This is a genomic window from Citrobacter pasteurii (assembly GCF_019047765.1).
GTDB classification, from domain to species: domain Bacteria; phylum Pseudomonadota; class Gammaproteobacteria; order Enterobacterales; family Enterobacteriaceae; genus Citrobacter; species Citrobacter pasteurii.
In genome coordinates this window covers 2539751-2555974 of the sequence record NZ_CP077262.1, presented here as the reverse complement: position 1 = coordinate 2555974, position 16224 = coordinate 2539751, and the positions used below count along the sequence as shown (strand labels likewise).

The window sequence follows — 16224 nt, the reverse complement described above, 5'->3', positions numbered from 1 at the left end:
GGGCCATTATTGCCCCTTCCTCACGAACTCCGCTGCATCCCGCAATACACCTTTGTGAATCATATTGCCCACGGTTTTTCGCTTCGCTTCCAGTCGATCGACAATAGCCTCACAGTCAATCACCACACCGTCGATTATCAACCCAACAACCGCCCCACCAATCTCACCAGCTATGAAAGCCGCCCGATCTTCCAGTAGTTCATCACGTGACATATCCATACCTAAGCCCATAACAATACCCTCTTTGGTGTTTTTTTGAGCACAACATACACCTTTCGAAAAAATAAATTCCTTTCGCTATCAATATTTTAATACTTATTTTAGCCGATAAATAGCAATGCGTATTGATATGTTTAATACGTATTGCTATTATCACCTCATCGCGAAACACTAAGCGCATCAAGTTCAAACGTTCCGCCAGCCTGGCGACAAGGGCAAAGCACAAAAGTGAGCTTCGCGGTGGTGAATTGCCAAGTTAAAACGCTCAACCGTGAAGATCAGCGTCACGGCACCACCAGCGAAGTTCACTCAGAAAAACTGGAGAACATCATGGTTCATCAGCACTACGGTACACAGACAGTAAACCGCGGCGCAGTTCAGCCTGGAATGCTCGTCAAACACAAAGACTCAACCTGGACAGCATCAGCTAATGCTCGTGGTCGTTTGTATCTGCATCGAGGCGTTGAGATGACTTACACCAGGGATTTGCTGGTTGAAGTTTATCTGAACGGTCTGGGGAATGGCCTCAGCCATTAACGGAGAGCGTCATGCAAGACAAGAAATGCGGATATTGCGGCAAGCCGGTTAAAACTGAAGAAGTAATCAAAAGCACCCTTCTCTATCGCAACGGCTCACTGCTGGCGCGCAAAGAGAAAGAGTATTGCTCCAGACGTTGCGCTTCGCACGACCAGATGGCTCACGAAGGCTAACGTAAAACCCGCGCAAGGCGGGATCTACGTCCGGTGGTACCGACCAAAGTTACACCGGAAACAACATCAAAACCAAAGTTAACCCAATGGGCGCTATCAATGGCCCGGGGATTCTAACACCCAAAAATGAGGATCTCACATGGAATTCTTTTATGTGGTTAAAGCCACTCAGAAATCCGGAAAGCAAGATGCAGTGGTCTGGTTCACTGCGAAAACCGAGGCTCGCGCTAACCTAATGCTGGATGTTGCACTGGAAGATGCAGGCATCGAAACGGGTCGAGGTAAGGACTATGCCAAGCCAATTCGCACTGATTTTCCGGTTGTTGATGACCTGCCAGAAGAAGGTGAAGTTGATTTCACCTGGTGTGATCGCTACGAACTTCAGGACGATGGGCGCACCTGGCTGCCAAAAGCCGCTGGTGTGTCTACTGGTTCCGTTGACGCCCCCTCCACATCTACTCCGACCGTAATCGTTGAAGACGCGACTGCGTCCGAAATTGTCCCGGTTGAAAACCGTACTCCAGCGGTCCGCTTTGCCGTCCATCTGATGATTGATAAATACCAGACTCATGTCACTAAAGAGCAGCAGCTGACTGCCAGCGAAATGTCACTGGACGAAAGCAATACCTATCTCCAGAACCTGCTTGTGGCAAAGAACGATGCCCCCGAAACGGCCAAACTCAGCCTGAATGCTGAGTGGAAAATGATTCAGGCGGTTCAGGACATTTTCGCTCCAGACGAAGAGCACGAACCAAGATTGATCGCTGCATTCATGTCTGACTGGGTGAACACCGATGCCGGTGACCGCAATCAACTGGTAGAAGACTGGCGCAGTGGTAAGTTGCAGTTGCTCAAAACTGAAACCAGCAGCAATGCTGACATTACAACGGGTCAAGATCTCACTGTTGATGATGTCAGCCAGATTGACGAGAACGGCCAGGCCAAAGATGGCATCGTTGATGGTGAAGTCGGTACCAAAGAACAATCCCTGCAGGCAGAGCAGCCGCAGTTGATCACTGTCGCCACCTTATCCTTGCGCCAGCGTATCTTGGCTCAGTTCATCTCCGATGAATACGCTTATCACATCGATGCTGAGCAAAAGAAAATTATTCAGGGACTCGAGCTGGATGTGGATAACAGCTACGTCCAGAATCTGCTGCTTGCTGCTGAAAACGTGGAGTTTTTCAAGAATGCTGCTGAGATTGACATCTCTCGGGTTGTAGCCGCTCTGAAAACCGTCTTCCCGGTCGAAGGGAAACGGACTGAACTGTCTCTTGTTATGCGGTTCATCAGGATCTGGTTCAACACTGATTACATCGATCGCGGCCTGCTGGTCAAAGAATGGCAGAAAGGCAACCGCGTTGCGCAGATTCAACGCACTGACGTCAAAACCAATGCTGGCGGTGGAAATAAAACCGATCGCAATAACGACTACGTCCACACTCTGGATACTTTGGATGTTGAAATTGCGCTGGCCACCCTGCCAATGGATTTCAATATCTACGATATTCCTGGTGGGGTCTACCGTCGCGCTAAAGAGATTGTCAGCAAGAAAGAAAGTCCGTTCAGAGAATGGTCCGCCGCCCTACGCAAACGCGCTGGCATCCTGGATTATTCCCGTGCCGCTATTTTCGCGCTTATTCGCAGTGCAGAAGAAAATACTCACCATTTCCCGGAACTGCTGAGCCGTTACATCAATAAGAACCTGACTGAAGCCGACCACCAGTACCCAACTGAAGAAACGCTGGCTGATGCTGGTCATGCGCCGGACGTCAGCTGGGAAAATGAGATTAATGAGCAGGTCGTAGCAGAGCAGAAAACAGCTGCGGAACAACCACAAATCGCCAACATGGGCAACGGCGTATTCTCCATTGAAGGCCTGATAGGTGATCAACAAACATATACAGATGACCGCTCACCAGTTAAAGAGGAAACCACCCGCGATGTGCAGATGGAAGAAACTGTCAGTGATGAAAAACAGGCTGGTGATGAAGTGCAGTCAGGCGAAAGCAGTCTGGAAACTGGTGAAGAGCCACATACCGACCAGCAAGCCGATGTAAACCAGAATACGGATTCTGTCGCCCAAAATAGCGATTCTGTAAACCAAACCGAGCCAGAAGCGCAATCTGACGAACCAGCTGTTGTGTACCCCGATTACTTCGAGCCCGGCCGCTACGAAGGTATTCCGAACGATGTTTATCACGCAGCCAACGGTATCAGCTCTACCCAGGTGAAAGACGCACGTGTGTCGCTGATGTACTTCAATGCGCGCCACGTCGAGAAGACCATCACGAAAGATCGCTCTCCGGTTCTGGATATGGGCAACCTGGTGCATGCGCTGGCGCTACAACCCGAACAATTAGACGCAGAATTCAGCGTTGAACCGGTTATTCCAGAAGGTGCATTCACCACAACGGCAACGATCCGCACGTTTATCGATGAGTATAACGCCAGCCTGCCGGCGCAGCTGTCAGCCGACGATATCAAAGTGTTGCTGGAAAAACACAACGCCGCCCTGCCGCAGCAGGTGCCGCTCGGCGCATCGCTGGAAGAAACAGGTCAGAGTTACATGTCGCTGCCTGTTGGGTTCCAGCGTATCGAAGCAGACCAGAAACAGACCGCAGCGGCGATGAAAGCCTGCATCAAAGAGTACAACGCCACCCTGCCACCACAGGTGAGAACCAGCGGTAGTCGTGACGCACTGCTCGAGCAACTGGCGGTGATTAATCCTGATCTGGTTGCAAAGGAAGTGCAGAAGCCTCAACCCCTGAAAGTTTCCGGTACCAAAGCAGATCTGATTCAGACCGTTAAGTCTGTTAATCCTGATGCCGTCTTCGCCGACGAACTGTTGGATGCGTGGCGCGAGAATCCTCAAGGAAAAGTACTGGTCACCCGCCAGCAACTGAGCACTGCACTGGCCATTCAAAAAGCCCTGCTCCAGCACCCAACCGCCGGGATGCTGCTCCAGCACCCGAGTCGCGCTGTTGAGGTGAGTTATTTCGGGTTCGACGACGAAACCGGGCTGGAAGTCCGTGTGCGCCCAGATCTGGAAATCGACCTGGACGGGGTGCGCATCGGTGCCGACCTGAAAACCATCAGCATGTGGAACATTAAGCAGGAAGGCCTGCGCGCCAAACTGCACCGCGAAATCATCGACCGTGACTACCACCTGAGCGCGGCCATGTATTGCGAGACCGCAGCGCTGGACCAGTTCTTCTGGATTTTCGTCAACAAGGACGAGAACTACCACTGGATCGCCATCATCGAGGCATCCGCCGAACTGCTGGAGCTGGGCATGCTCGAGTACCGCAAGGCGATGCGCGCTATCGCTACCGGTTTTGACACTGGCGAATGGCCTGCGCCGATCACCGCTGATTACACCGACGAACTGAACGACTTCGACCTGCGCCGCCTTGAAGCGCTGCGTACTCAGGCATAAGGGGAATGATGATGGAAAAGACTAACGTAGCAGTTATTGAACATAACGAACCAAGCACGATGAATAACACATCCCTGCTTCTGAATATCGACGTCATGGATCGCATGATGAAGTTAGCAGAAGTGATGTCTCAGGGCGTTGCGACAGTACCAAAACATCTACAGGGAAGGCCTTCTGATTGCCTGGCAATAATCATGCAGGCCGCTCGTTGGGGTATGGACCCATTTGTTGTAGGCCAGAAAACCCACCTAGTTAACGGGGCTCTGGGCTATGAAGCACAGCTTTACAACGCTTTAATCACCAGCTCCAAAGTTGTACGCGGGCGCTTTAAATACGAGTACGGCGGCGAGTGGGAAAAAATTGTTGGCAAAAAAGACGTGCGTGATGAATCAGGTTTGTTTGTTCGAGTCGGAGCCGTACTTCGCGGCGAGACAGAGGTGACTTGGGGGGAGCCAATTTACCTTGCTGATATTACTACGCGAAATTCCCCTTTGTGGAAAACAGCACCTAAACAGCAAATAGGTTATTTGGCCGTCAAGTATTGGGCGAGGACTTACTGCCCTGAAGTCACAATGGGTGTTTATGACAGAGAAGATCTGGAACAGCGAACAGAGCGCGAAATTAACCCCGCACCAACCCAACGAATGAGCGTTGCTGAAATCGCAGGTGACACCGTCACAACCACGCAAAGCGCACAGGAATCGTCGGCAAATATCGACGCTCTTTCCGACGACTTTCGTGAGCGCATCGATGCTGCGCAGGATGTAGACAGCGCCAAAGCACTCCGGGCTGATATCGAAAGCGCAAAGGCCACGCTGGGTTCAGCTCTGTTCACCGAACTGAAGAACAAGGCCGTGAGGCGCTACTACCTGGTTGATTCCCGTAACAAGGTTGAAGCAGCGATCAACTCCCTGCCGTCTCCGGATGAACCGGGCGCAGCAGAACGATTCGCCGAAGTTGAGCGAGTGCTGGCAACGGCGAAACGTCATCTGGGCGACGAGCTGCACGACAAGTTCAGCATCACCCTGGCAGATATGAAACCGGAATACGTGGGCTAAGGGAGGCGGGAGGGTTCGCCCTCCCGGTAAAGAGATGAGTAAATTCACAAAAGAGCAGTTGGTTGATTACGTAAAGGGATGTATCGAGCACGCCGAGCGGTTTCCGGGCGTCGAGATAGCCGACAAAGAAAAGGCGATATTTGAAATTGCACTGGTAGCGCTGACGAATGTGCCAGTACTGGAACGCGAGCAGGTTCGCCGGGATCACGCCGAGTGGTCGCAAACTACTTTCGGTAATGTTGGCCCAATCGGCCCACTGAAGCATCTGTCGAAGGAGGCGCTGGAAGCGGCGGCAGAACCCGGCGACCTCAGCGAATGGGCTGACATGCAATTCCTGCTTTGGGATGCGCAGCGCCGCGCGGGAATTACTGACGAAGAAATCGTTGTGGCCTGCATAGAGAAACTGGCGATAAACAAACAGCGCCAATGGCCCGGACCACAGGACGGGGAGCCACGACTGCATGTCCGAAACGAAGGGGAATCTCTCAACGCCCGGCGGCGCCGTAATCGTGAGTCAAACGCGCGCGCTCGCGAACGTGAAACGCCTACACAACGCAAAGCAAGATTGGCTAAAAACAGAGCCAGGATGGCCATACGTCGTAAAGGCGGTGCAGCATGAAACTGATTAACCGAGGCAATCAGCAATCCCCGTTAGCGCGCCAGGCATGCGATATCGCACTGGCCACTCATCACGAACGTTACGGCGACTACGGGCGCAGCAAGATGAAGGAGACGTACACGGTGAGAGTTGAAGGTGTGAAGGTCTGGGTTGAGGTGGTTAACCGTAAGGCGAGCTATGTGGCCACGGCGATGACTGGTATGCGCAGATTGCTAGCGCTGCCGGGACAATGTAATTAAGAGGTAATATATGGATAACGCATTGCAGGCAGACGCTATTTTAATAACAAATGAAGTTTTGTCCCGGTATAAGATATCGCGAAGCACACTGTATTTCTGGAGCACTCCTTCCAGGATGCCATCCTACTTTACTCAGCCATTTCCGAAACCGAGAATAAATGGCAGTCCCAAACGCTGGAGAATGTCAGACTTGCTGGCATGGGAGGAAAACGTGGGCATTAAACCAGAGGCTGACCAATCAGTTTTTCCAGATGATCCTGCCATACTGCAAGCCAATGCCGCTGATCATCCAGGTAGTCATGTAGGTTATACCGCGCCATGACGCCTGACATATGATGACCCAACAGTTTTTCTACTACGTGTGGTGGCGCGCCTAATTCGGATAGGCGCGTCGCAACCGTTCTTCTCAGGTCGTGAAGCGACCATGTTTTCATTCCATTTTTTGCAATTATCTGGGTTGAAAACATAGCTACATTTGGCTGAAGAGGTGGCCGGTCATCTTCTGGTCCTTTATATCGTGACAGCGTGACGACATGATTTGAGAGAGACGTTTCCTTTTCCTCTTTCATCATCCTGACTACAGCTTCAGGAAGAGCCCTTCTTACGGTCTTTCCGGTTTTATAATCACTTGCCGGAATTGTCCACGTATGTTCGTTGAAATCGAACCACTCCCATTTAGCTGTCCTGATCTCTGTGCTGCGGCAACCGGTCATGATGAGGAACTTCATAATCAGCTGTTGCCTTTCTTTTAGTTCTGGCAGCGTATTCCAGACGGTTTTGATTTCATCATCACTTAATTTTCTGTCCCTTACCGCAGCGGCTAAACCGACGTCAGACCGTCTCAGGCTTTCGATGGGGTTAACGCTAATCACCCCACGGTTAGAACAAAAACGAAAGGTACGTTGCATCAAACCCAGCATTTGCCCAGTAACAACTCGCCTTCCCATGCCATCGAAAAGGCTAAGCCAGTGCGCCTTGGTTGTCTGATCAACAATCATGTTCCCGAGAACCGGATTGATGTGGTTCTCGAAATCACGTCGATTAACTTTTATTTTTACCAGGCCTTCAGGGATACAGTAATACTTCTCCCAGTAATCGAAGGCATCCCTGACGGTTATTGCATCAATCTTTTTCTGTTTTTCAAGCACCGCCTGACGTCTCGGATCGAACCCCTCAGTCAGCCATGCTCTGAATTGCTGCCTTCGCTCTCTTGCCTGAGATAAAGATATGGACGGATAATCGCCAATCGTCAGCTGAACGGCCTTCCCGTTCCATCTGTAGCGGTAAAAAAATGTTATACTGCCGGAAGTGGACAATCGGATATTAAGCCCGTGAGCATCTGAGATAACTTCGATCTTGTCTCTTTTCTTGCCAAGAGCTTTTCTTAATTTTGTATCGGTAAGCAATGTGTACACTCCGGGAGAGGATATACACACCAGTGTACACATTTTACGTAAATTGATAACCTTCGAATTAAAACGAAATAAACCAATTTAAAGCGCTAGTAGGCAGTGAAGGCACACCAGCACTGGAAAATTTAAAAAGACATAAAGCATGTTCAACAAAATTAAATCGAGTACATATGCCCTACGATAGCGTATATAGCGAGAAGCGCCCACCCGGAACGCTACGCACCGCATGGCGTAATTTTTATGGCGATGCTTCTGCGATGGTGGGTCTGTACGGTTGTGCGGGACTGGTCATTCTGTGTGTGTTTGGTGGCTGGTTTGCCCCTTACGGCATCGATCAGCAATTTCTTGGCTACCAACTGTTGCCACCGTCCTGGTCACGCTATGGCGAAGTGTCATTCTTCCTCGGAACCGACGATCTCGGCCGCGACGTATTAAGCCGTCTGCTCAGCGGCGCGGCCCCTACTGTAGGCGGTGCGTTTGTCGTTACCCTCGCCGCCACACTCTGCGGTCTGTTGCTGGGCGTGGTTGCCGGGGCAACGCACGGACTACGCTCAGCGGTGCTGAACCATATTCTGGATACCCTGCTGTCAATTCCCTCGCTACTGCTGGCCATTATTGTGGTGGCTTTTGCCGGGCCACATCTGACGCATGCGATGTTCGCCGTCTGGCTGGCTTTATTGCCGCGTATGGTGCGCTCCGTCTACAGCATGGTGCATGATGAGCTGGAAAAAGAGTATGTCATTGCCGCTCGTCTGGATGGCGCGAGCACGCTCAATATCCTGTGGTTTGCGATTCTGCCGAATATCACTGCTGGTCTTATCACTGAAATCACCCGAGCACTGTCAATGGCGATTCTGGATATCGCCGCCCTGGGCTTCCTTGATCTCGGCGCACAACTGCCATCCCCAGAGTGGGGCGCCATGCTCGGCGATGCGCTGGAGTTGATCTATGTTGCGCCATGGACAGTCATGCTGCCCGGCGCGGCAATTATGATAAGTGTGCTGCTGGTAAACCTGTTAGGTGACGGCGTACGCCGCGCAATTATTGCGGGGGTGGAATAATGCCATTACTGGATATCCGCAACCTGACTATCGAGTTCAGGACCGGTGACGACTGGGTGAAAGCAGTGGACCGCGTCAGCATGACGCTAAACGAAGGTGAGATCCGTGGACTGGTCGGTGAATCGGGTTCAGGTAAAAGTTTGATCGCTAAGGCCATCTGCGGCGTAGCCAAAGATAACTGGCGCGTTACCGCGGACCGCATGCGTTTTGATGATATCGACCTGTTACGCCTTTCCGCCCGTGAACGACGTAAACTGGTCGGCCATAACGTGTCCATGATCTTTCAGGAGCCGCAGTCTTGTCTGGATCCGTCAGAACGTATTGGACGCCAACTGATGCAAAACATTCCCGCCTGGACTTACAAGGGCCGCTGGTGGCAACGTATTGGCTGGCGTAAACGCCGCGCGATTGAACTGCTGCACCGCGTCGGGATAAAAGATCATAAAGATGCAATGCGCAGTTTCCCTTATGAGCTGACCGACGGCGAGTGCCAGAAGGTCATGATCGCCATCGCACTGGCAAACCAACCTCGCCTGCTGATTGCAGATGAACCCACCAATGCGATGGAACCCACAACCCAGGCGCAAATTTTTCGTCTGCTGACCCGACTGAATCAAAACAGCAATACCACCATTTTGTTGATCAGCCATGACCTGCAAATGCTCAGCCAATGGGCAGACAAAATCAACGTAATGTACTGCGGACAAACGGTGGAAACCGCACCCAGTAAAGATTTGGTGACAATACCCCACCACCCTTATACACAAGCGTTGATTCGCGCCATTCCTGATTTTGGTAGCGCAATGCCGCATAAAAGCCGCCTGAATACCATGCCAGGAGCAATTCCGTTGTTAGAACAGTTGCCCATCGGCTGTCGTCTGGGGCCGCGTTGCCCTTATGCACAGCGCGAATGCATTGAAACCCCAAGACTGACCGGAGCAAAGAATCATCTCTACGCCTGTCATTTCCCCCTGAATATGGAGAGAGAGTGAGATGGTAGAAACCCTGCTCGAAGTTCGCAATCTGAGCAAAACCTTTCGCTACCGGACGGGATTATTTCGCCGCCAGACCGTCGAAGCCGTTAAACCGCTGAGCTTTACGCTGCGTGAACGTCAAACGCTCGCCATTATTGGCGAGAACGGCTCAGGCAAGTCCACGCTGGCAAAAATGCTGGCTGGGATGGTTGAGCCGAGCAGCGGCGAGCTGCTGATTGACGATCATCCGCTAAAATATGGCGATTATTCATTTCGTAGTCAGCGTATTCGCATGATTTTCCAGGATCCGTCCACGTCGCTTAATCCGCGCCAACGTATTTCGCAGATCCTCGATTTTCCATTACGCCTGAATACCGATCTGGAGCCTGAACAGCGCCGCAAACAGATTGTGGAAACCATGCGTATGGTGGGTCTGCTACCCGATCATGTTAGCTACTATCCGCATATGCTTGCGCCAGGGCAAAAACAACGCCTGGGACTTGCCCGTGCGCTGATTTTGCGCCCCAAAGTGATTATCGCCGATGAAGCGCTGGCCTCTCTGGATATGTCGATGCGCTCGCAGCTCATCAACCTGATGCTGGAATTACAGGAAAAACAGGGGATTTCGTATATCTATGTGACCCAACACATTGGGATGATGAAACACATCAGCGACCAGGTGTTAGTCATGCATCAGGGCGAAGTTGTCGAGCGCGGCAGTACAGCGGATGTTCTGGCCTCTCCGCTGCATGAGCTGACTCGTCGTCTTATTGCAGGGCATTTTGGCGAGGCGCTTACCGCCGATGCCTGGCGGAAAGATCGTTAATGAGATAATAGCCCGCCAGGACGGCAGGGCTATCCGTTCTGTCATTAGTGACAAAACCGGGGCAAAAGTAGCGCGTCAACCTCAGAAAACGTGACTGACGGGAAAATTTCACCCTGCATCGCCCAAACACCGGCGGTGCGGAGCTCCTCGATAAGACGGGTCGTATCTACCCCATCAACCACAACGCGGTCGCAATACCCCCTGATATTTTTAATCAACACCGGGAATATTGTTTTTTCTACCAGTGACAGGAAGAAGTCGCGCTCCATTTTCACAACGTCAAAACGGCCGCACACCAGCGGACTCGCGCCAATACTGCCAGAGCCGAGATCGCCCAGCCACAAGGCATTTGGGCCATCACTCAGCGAATTAATCAACAGGTTGTTCAGGCAAACTGTATTCGACAGAAAGCGTTCTGAGAGTTCCAGCGCAATAAAGGGCATGGAATGCAAGGCCGACTTAATGACAGGATCACCAATTGCTAATAGCGCCATTTCATCAATAAGGCTTAGCGTACAGAGTAGATTATTGTTTTCGAACCAATTACGCTTTTCTGCAATTAACCGAATTTGCTCAAGCATGAAATTACGTTTTTGTTCACTACTCCATGCCGAAATGATGGAATCTGCATGTAACGGATGAACCGTCTCAGAGGTGAAGCGGGCGAGCATCTCAACACCCAGCAACTTATCTGTTGTGTCTCTCATCGGTTCCGCGATGAAATGATAGTGCATAAGACCACTCCAATTGATCATAACGTCCTGATAATGCACTTCTAATCATAATCAATCAATAATATCGATCAATGAATCGATATTGATCGATAAAAACAATATATCATAACTAAATGAATGTGGTCATATTTTTTGTTTTAAGAATGTTCTTACATTGATATGTGTTAAAACATCGACTAGAGGTCAGATCATACCATTTTAACCCTCTGACGCCTTGTATTTTCACCTTATCCCCCGGCTCTTCTCTGGTTGGATGAGGCAGAACCAGGGGGGAGTGATATACTCCTCACGTGCAATGAATAATGACAGGCCACCAGGTGCTGACAACGATTCCCTGCCCTCTGAAACACCGTTTACTGCTGCTCGCCGACTGGTGAATAGCAGAGAAAGATCGTGACACAAGGGGCAAAGAGTGGGATATAATTTCACACCAATTTCGAGTGACCTTGAAATTGCAATCATAACTCATTGATTGCTAAAAAAAATAAGTAATGACTATAAGGATTAAAGCTATGGGTTTTCTTTCCGGTAAGCGCATTCTGGTGACCGGTCTTGCCAGTAAACTGTCCATCGCCTATGGTATCGCTCAGGCGATGCACCGCGAAGGCGCTGAACTGGCATTCACCTACCAGAACGACAAACTGAAAGGCCGCGTGGAAGAATTTGCAGCTCAGCTGGGTTCCAACATCGTACTGCAGTGTGATGTGGCTGAAGACGCCAGCATCGACACCATGTTCGCTGAACTGGGTAAAGTCTGGCCGAAATTCGACGGTTTCGTACACTCCATCGGTTTCGCACCTGCTGACCAGCTGGATGGCGACTACGTGAATGCGGTCACCCGCGAAGGCTTTAAAATTGCTCATGACATCAGCGCGTACAGCTTTGTTGCAATGGCAAAAGCATGCCGTTCCATGCTGAACCCTGGTTCTGCACTGCTGACGCTGTCCTACCTGGGCGCAGAACGCGCGATCCCGAACTACAACGTAATGGGTCTGGCGAAAGCCTCTCTGGAAGCTAACGTTCGTTATATGGCTAATGCGATGGGTCCTGAAGGCGTACGTGTGAACGCCATTTCCGCCGGCCCAATCCGTACTCTGGCAGCTTCCGGTATCAAAGATTTCCGTAAAATGCTGGCACATTGTGAAGCGGTTACGCCAATTCGTCGTACCGTTACCATTGAAGATGTGGGCAACTCTGCGGCATTCCTGTGCTCAGACCTGTCCGCCGGTATCTCCGGTGAAGTCGTTCACGTCGATGGCGGCTTCAGCATCGCCGCAATGAACGAACTGGAACTGAAATAATCTTTCAGACTTCCTCTATGGGCGACGCTCCGTCGCCCATTATTCTCCTCTCCCTTTGCCCTCGCTCGTCGCTATATATGCTTTTCTGATATTTATTATCACTTAACAATCTTTCATCACCTCATTCGCTTACGTCAGGATATTGCAGCGCAAACGATCCGGCGTACAGGTATGACGACGTATCCGGGTCGCCACTTTTTAGACCAAGGAACGCCCATGGAACAACGCCGAATTGAAGGCAAAAGCCACTGGTATCATGAGACACAGTCCAGTACATATCCGCAAGATGTTCTACCGTTGGTGCCAGAAGCCGCACACGTCGAGGACCGATTTTTGCTGGATCTGACGATACCTGCCGTTGCGCTTTTACCCTTTCAGTCCTGGTTAGAACCTGCCCGTAAACTTGCTCACCTTCTCTTCCCAGTGCATGTTGCTCTGGACTCAATGCACACGTTCAGCGCCTATGAGCGTATGAGTACCGCCTTAACCGTCGCACAGGTTTGTGGCGTACAGCGTTTATGTAATCATTATGCTGCACGTCTGACCCCCCTTCCTGGCCCTAATTCATCCCGGGAAAGCAACCGCCGACTGGCGCAAATCACCCAATATGCTCGCCAGCTCGCCAGCTCTCCGGCCGTCATCGGCTCACGCGATCGCCAGCATCTGGAGGCGGTTGGCCTCACGACCAGCGACAGTGTTCTGATGAATCAAATCGTTGGCTTTGTCGGCTTTCAGGCCCGCGTCGTTGCGTTGATTCAGGCCTGGTTTGGCCATCCTGTGCGACGCATTCCAGGCCTTGATATTCAGCAATTTGCCGAGGCAGCCCACTTTAGTGCAGAAGAAGCACAGTGGCACACCGCCGACCTGCCGATTGAAAAACATCTTGCCCGCGCAGAAGCACATGCCAGCGATGCTCCCATTGTATTGCAAACGCTGAGGCCATTACTGCAACACTCACCTGAAGAACTGGCGTTATTTGAAGCACTCTTTACCAGCACATTACACAGCGATGTGCAATCACGGACATTTTCTCTGGCCACGCTGCTCACATCGCGGATTAACGGTAGCGTGTCCTGTTTCAATGAGTACGCCCTCTCAGCCACAGAGCTCACTGAGATTATTACCGTACTTCGCCAGGATGAGCGCCAAATACAGCGCTGGGAGCAACGACATCCGGTTGAGCGCGTCACCCTGCAGGCGGTACAATGGTTAACCCGGGCGCCCGATCGCTTTAGCGCCGCACTGCTTACCCCGATGCTAGATCAGGGTATATCTTCAGAACAGGCAATTAACGTACTGGCCTGGAGCGGATTGTGCGGATGGTTAAATCGTTTGAAGATCGCGTTGGGCGAGACGTATTAACCGATCCACTTGCTGAAAGAGCGCTTGCTGCGACTGGCAGATTCGCGTAAAACTGTCAGCCGCTCTTCAGCCACGAAAATAGACAATTATGCTTCAGGACAACCCGCTGCTAGCGCAGCTTAAACAGCAACTACATTCCCAGACGCCACGTGCTGAAGGGGTGGTAAAAGCCACGGAAAAAGGCTTTGGCTTCCTGGAAGTCGATGCACAAAAAAGCTATTTCATTCCACCGCCGCAGATGAAAAAAGTGATGCATGGCGACCGCATTGTGGCGGTTATCCATACGGAAAAAGATCGCGAATCTGCCGAACCGGAAGAACTGATCGAGCCATTCCTGACGCGCTTCGTGGGCAAAGTTCAGGGTAAGAATGACCGCCTGTCCATTGTGCCGGATCATCCTCTCCTGAAAGATGCGATTCCCTGCCGCGCCGCGCGTGGCGTTGAACATGAATTTAAAGAAGGTGACTGGGCTGTTGCAGAAATGCGCCGCCACCCGTTAAAAGGCGACCGCACCTTCTACGCCGAATTAACCCAATTTATTACCTTCGCTGACGATCACTTCGTTCCGTGGTGGGTCACACTGGCTCGCCATAATCTGGAAAAAGAAGCGCCAGATGGCGTCGCTACTGAGATGCTGGATGAAGGCCTGGTGCGTGAGGACTTAACTGCACTGAACTTCGTCACCATCGACAGCGCCAGTACGCAGGACATGGATGACGCGCTTTACGCCGAAGAACAAACAGATGGTAAATTGCAATTAACCGTCGCGATTGCCGATCCTACCGCATGGATTGCTGAAGGCAGTAAGCTGGATAACATTGCAAAAATTCGTGCATTTACTAACTACCTGCCGGGGTTCAACATCCCAATGTTGCCGCGCGAGCTTTCTGACGATCTGTGTTCTCTGCGTGCTAACGAAATTCGCCCGGTTCTGGCCTGCCGCATGAGCATCACTGCTGACGGCACGATCGAAGACAATATCACCTTCTTCGCAGCAACGATTGAATCGAAAGCGAAGCTGGCCTACGACAACGTCTCTGACTGGCTTGAAGGCACCGGTGACTGGCAGCCGGAGAATGACGCAATTGCACAGCAGATCCGCCTGCTGCATCGTATTTGTTTGAGCCGTGGCGAGTGGCGCCATAATCATGCTCTGGTATTCAAAGACCGCCCGGATTACCGTTTCGTTCTCGGTGAAAAAGGTGAAGTACTGGATATCGTGGCGGAACCGCGCCGCATCGCGAACCGCATTGTGGAAGAGTCCATGATTGCGGCGAACATTTGTGCCGCCCGCGTACTGCGCGACAAGCTGGGCTTTGGTATTTATAACGTGCATATGGGATTCGATCCGGCTAACGCAGAAGCACTGGCTGCCCTACTGAAAACCCATGGTATGCACGTTGATGCTGAAGAGGTTCTGACGCTGGAAGGCTTCTGTAAACTGCGTCGTGAACTGGATGCGCAGCCTTCCGGTTTCCTCGACAGCCGCATCCGCCGATTCCAGTCTTACGCTGAGATTAGCACCGAGCCGGGTCCGCATTTTGGCCTGGGTCTGGAAGCTTATGCCACCTGGACCTCGCCGATCCGTAAGTATGGCGACATGATCAACCATCGCCTGCTTAAGGCCACCATCAAAGGTGAGACAATTTCCCGCCCGCAGGATGATACGACTTTGCAGATGGCTGAACGTCGCCGCCTGAACCGTATGGCTGAACGTGATGTGGGTGACTGGCTGTATGCACGTTTTCTGAATGACAAAGCCGGTACCGACACCCGCTTTGCGGCCGAGATTATTGATATCAGCCGTGGTGGTATGCGTGTACGTTTAATTGATAACGGCGCGGTAGCCTTTATTCCAGCCCCCTTCCTGCACGCAGTTCGTGATGAACTGGTGTGTAGCCAGGAAAGTGGTACGGTCCAGATCAAAGGTGAGGTGGTTTACAAAGTTACTGATGTCATTGACGTCACCATCGCCGAAGTGCGGATGGAAACCCGTAGCGTCATCGCGCGCCCTGCCATATAATACGCATTAACTCAACGACCTTTCTCTTTTGTGAAAGGTCGTTTTCTTTTTTCCCGACCAATTGCCTGCCACGCACTACACTTCTTTCATCCAGTCAGATTTATTTTTTACTATTTTCCGTTCGCCAGCTTTGCTTTTTCCTGAATCTGGATTACACATAAATATATAAATAAAACAATATGTTCAGCCATCATCACCCTTTGACTTATGGCTACCCTTACTTTTGAGGCTCTATGCGCTTTAAACG

The 16224-nt window shown here is 51.3% G+C and carries 14 protein-coding genes and 1 pseudogene; 12 read left to right on the top strand and 3 right to left on the bottom strand.

All coding sequences use genetic code 11. The features are described from left to right. Positions 1–6 precede the first annotated feature (6 nt). On the bottom strand, positions 7–213 hold the full coding sequence (locus I6L54_RS12455) for a hypothetical protein (RefSeq protein ID WP_224759910.1): 207 nt from the start codon (positions 211–213) through the stop codon (positions 7–9). 336 nt (positions 214–549) lie between these two features. Between I6L54_RS12455 and I6L54_RS12450 the strand changes: the two genes are divergently transcribed. From I6L54_RS12450 to I6L54_RS12425, 6 genes and pseudogenes are all read left to right on the top strand, one after another. Further along, positions 550–756, top strand: a complete 207-nt coding sequence (locus tag I6L54_RS12450; protein ID WP_016156718.1) for a hypothetical protein — start codon at positions 550–552, stop codon at positions 754–756. An 11-nt stretch (positions 757–767) separates the two neighbouring features. Next, positions 768–929, top strand: coding sequence for a YdaE family protein (locus I6L54_RS12445; protein WP_040230816.1), 162 nt, complete (start codon positions 768–770; stop codon positions 927–929). A 139-nt stretch (positions 930–1068) separates the two neighbouring features. Continuing rightward, positions 1069–4368 carry a RecE family exodeoxyribonuclease gene (locus I6L54_RS12440; RefSeq protein ID WP_217124623.1) on the top strand — a complete coding sequence of 1100 codons (3300 nt, stop codon included), beginning with the start codon at positions 1069–1071 and terminating at the stop codon, positions 4366–4368. Positions 4369–4379: 11 nt separating this feature from the next. Continuing rightward, positions 4380–5426, top strand: a complete 1047-nt coding sequence (locus I6L54_RS12435; RefSeq protein ID WP_040233251.1) for a RecT family recombinase — start codon at positions 4380–4382, stop codon at positions 5424–5426. Between the two features lie 172 nt (positions 5427–5598). Continuing rightward, a pseudogene (locus I6L54_RS24315) lies at positions 5599–5901 on the top strand (dATP/dGTP pyrophosphohydrolase domain-containing protein); the annotation flags it as partial. 140 nt (positions 5902–6041) lie between these two features. After that, the gene (locus tag I6L54_RS12425; RefSeq protein ID WP_040233179.1) at positions 6042–6284 is read left to right on the top strand and encodes a DUF4060 family protein; all 243 of its coding nucleotides are present in this window, start codon (positions 6042–6044) and stop codon (positions 6282–6284) included. Positions 6285–6502: 218 nt separating this feature from the next. On the opposite strand, the gene I6L54_RS12420 is transcribed toward I6L54_RS12425, so the two are convergent. After that, entirely contained in the window at positions 6503–7732 is a 1230-nt protein-coding gene (locus I6L54_RS12420; RefSeq protein ID WP_052463782.1) for a tyrosine-type recombinase/integrase, read from the bottom strand. A gap of 134 nt (positions 7733–7866) precedes the next feature. Here I6L54_RS12420 and sapC point away from each other — a divergent pair, with 134 nt between their 5' ends. The 3 genes from sapC to sapF are packed head-to-tail and all read left to right on the top strand — an operon-like array spanning position 7867 to position 10557. Further along, a complete protein-coding gene (sapC, locus tag I6L54_RS12415; RefSeq protein WP_005126480.1) occupies positions 7867–8757 on the top strand; it encodes a peptide ABC transporter permease SapC in 891 nt (296 codons plus the stop codon). Next, the gene (gene sapD / locus I6L54_RS12410) at positions 8757–9749 is read left to right on the top strand and encodes a peptide ABC transporter ATP-binding protein SapD (protein ID WP_003020556.1); all 993 of its coding nucleotides are present in this window, start codon (positions 8757–8759) and stop codon (positions 9747–9749) included. The genes sapC and sapD overlap by 1 nt, the downstream gene beginning before the upstream one ends. Before the next feature lies 1 nt (position 9750). After that, entirely contained in the window at positions 9751–10557 is an 807-nt protein-coding gene (gene sapF, locus I6L54_RS12405) for a peptide ABC transporter ATP-binding protein SapF (protein WP_005126478.1), read from the top strand. A 44-nt stretch (positions 10558–10601) separates the two neighbouring features. Here the strand turns inward: sapF and I6L54_RS12400 are convergent, their stop codons facing one another. Beyond that, positions 10602–11291 carry an EAL domain-containing protein gene (locus I6L54_RS12400; RefSeq protein ID WP_005126474.1) on the bottom strand — a complete coding sequence of 230 codons (690 nt, stop codon included), beginning with the start codon at positions 11289–11291 and terminating at the stop codon, positions 10602–10604. Positions 11292–11803: 512 nt separating this feature from the next. Here I6L54_RS12400 and fabI point away from each other — a divergent pair. From fabI to I6L54_RS12385, 3 genes are all read left to right on the top strand, one after another. Continuing rightward, positions 11804–12592 (top strand): enoyl-ACP reductase FabI, encoded by a 789-nt coding sequence (gene fabI / locus I6L54_RS12395; RefSeq protein ID WP_005126472.1) that lies wholly within the window; start codon positions 11804–11806, stop codon positions 12590–12592. Between the two features lie 216 nt (positions 12593–12808). Then, complete coding sequence (locus tag I6L54_RS12390) at positions 12809–13954, top strand: carboxymuconolactone decarboxylase family protein (RefSeq protein ID WP_040233182.1); 1146 nt, start codon at positions 12809–12811, stop codon at positions 13952–13954. Positions 13955–14042: 88 nt separating this feature from the next. Continuing rightward, complete coding sequence (locus I6L54_RS12385) at positions 14043–15977, top strand: exoribonuclease II (protein WP_040233183.1); 1935 nt, start codon at positions 14043–14045, stop codon at positions 15975–15977. Positions 15978–16224 lie beyond the last annotated feature (247 nt).

What these genes read in the sequence shown, in the direction of transcription:
- I6L54_RS12455 (WP_224759910.1), bottom strand. Translation starts at nt 213, where the DNA reads ATGTCACGTGATGAACTACTGGAAGATCGGGCGGCTTTCATAGCTGGT.
- I6L54_RS12450 (WP_016156718.1), top strand. Translation starts at nt 550, where the DNA reads ATGGTTCATCAGCACTACGGTACACAGACAGTAAACCGCGGCGCAGTT.
- I6L54_RS12445 (WP_040230816.1), top strand. Translation starts at nt 768, where the DNA reads ATGCAAGACAAGAAATGCGGATATTGCGGCAAGCCGGTTAAAACTGAA.
- I6L54_RS12440 (WP_217124623.1), top strand. Translation starts at nt 1,069, where the DNA reads ATGGAATTCTTTTATGTGGTTAAAGCCACTCAGAAATCCGGAAAGCAA.
- I6L54_RS12435 (WP_040233251.1), top strand. Translation starts at nt 4,380, where the DNA reads ATGGAAAAGACTAACGTAGCAGTTATTGAACATAACGAACCAAGCACG.
- I6L54_RS12425 (WP_040233179.1), top strand. Translation starts at nt 6,042, where the DNA reads ATGAAACTGATTAACCGAGGCAATCAGCAATCCCCGTTAGCGCGCCAG.
- I6L54_RS12420 (WP_052463782.1), bottom strand. Translation starts at nt 7,732, where the DNA reads ATGTGTACACTGGTGTGTATATCCTCTCCCGGAGTGTACACATTGCTT.
- sapC (WP_005126480.1), top strand. Translation starts at nt 7,867, where the DNA reads ATGCCCTACGATAGCGTATATAGCGAGAAGCGCCCACCCGGAACGCTA.
- sapD (WP_003020556.1), top strand. Translation starts at nt 8,757, where the DNA reads ATGCCATTACTGGATATCCGCAACCTGACTATCGAGTTCAGGACCGGT.
- sapF (WP_005126478.1), top strand. Translation starts at nt 9,751, where the DNA reads ATGGTAGAAACCCTGCTCGAAGTTCGCAATCTGAGCAAAACCTTTCGC.
- I6L54_RS12400 (WP_005126474.1), bottom strand. Translation starts at nt 11,291, where the DNA reads ATGCACTATCATTTCATCGCGGAACCGATGAGAGACACAACAGATAAG.
- fabI (WP_005126472.1), top strand. Translation starts at nt 11,804, where the DNA reads ATGGGTTTTCTTTCCGGTAAGCGCATTCTGGTGACCGGTCTTGCCAGT.
- I6L54_RS12390 (WP_040233182.1), top strand. Translation starts at nt 12,809, where the DNA reads ATGGAACAACGCCGAATTGAAGGCAAAAGCCACTGGTATCATGAGACA.
- I6L54_RS12385 (WP_040233183.1), top strand. Translation starts at nt 14,043, where the DNA reads ATGCTTCAGGACAACCCGCTGCTAGCGCAGCTTAAACAGCAACTACAT.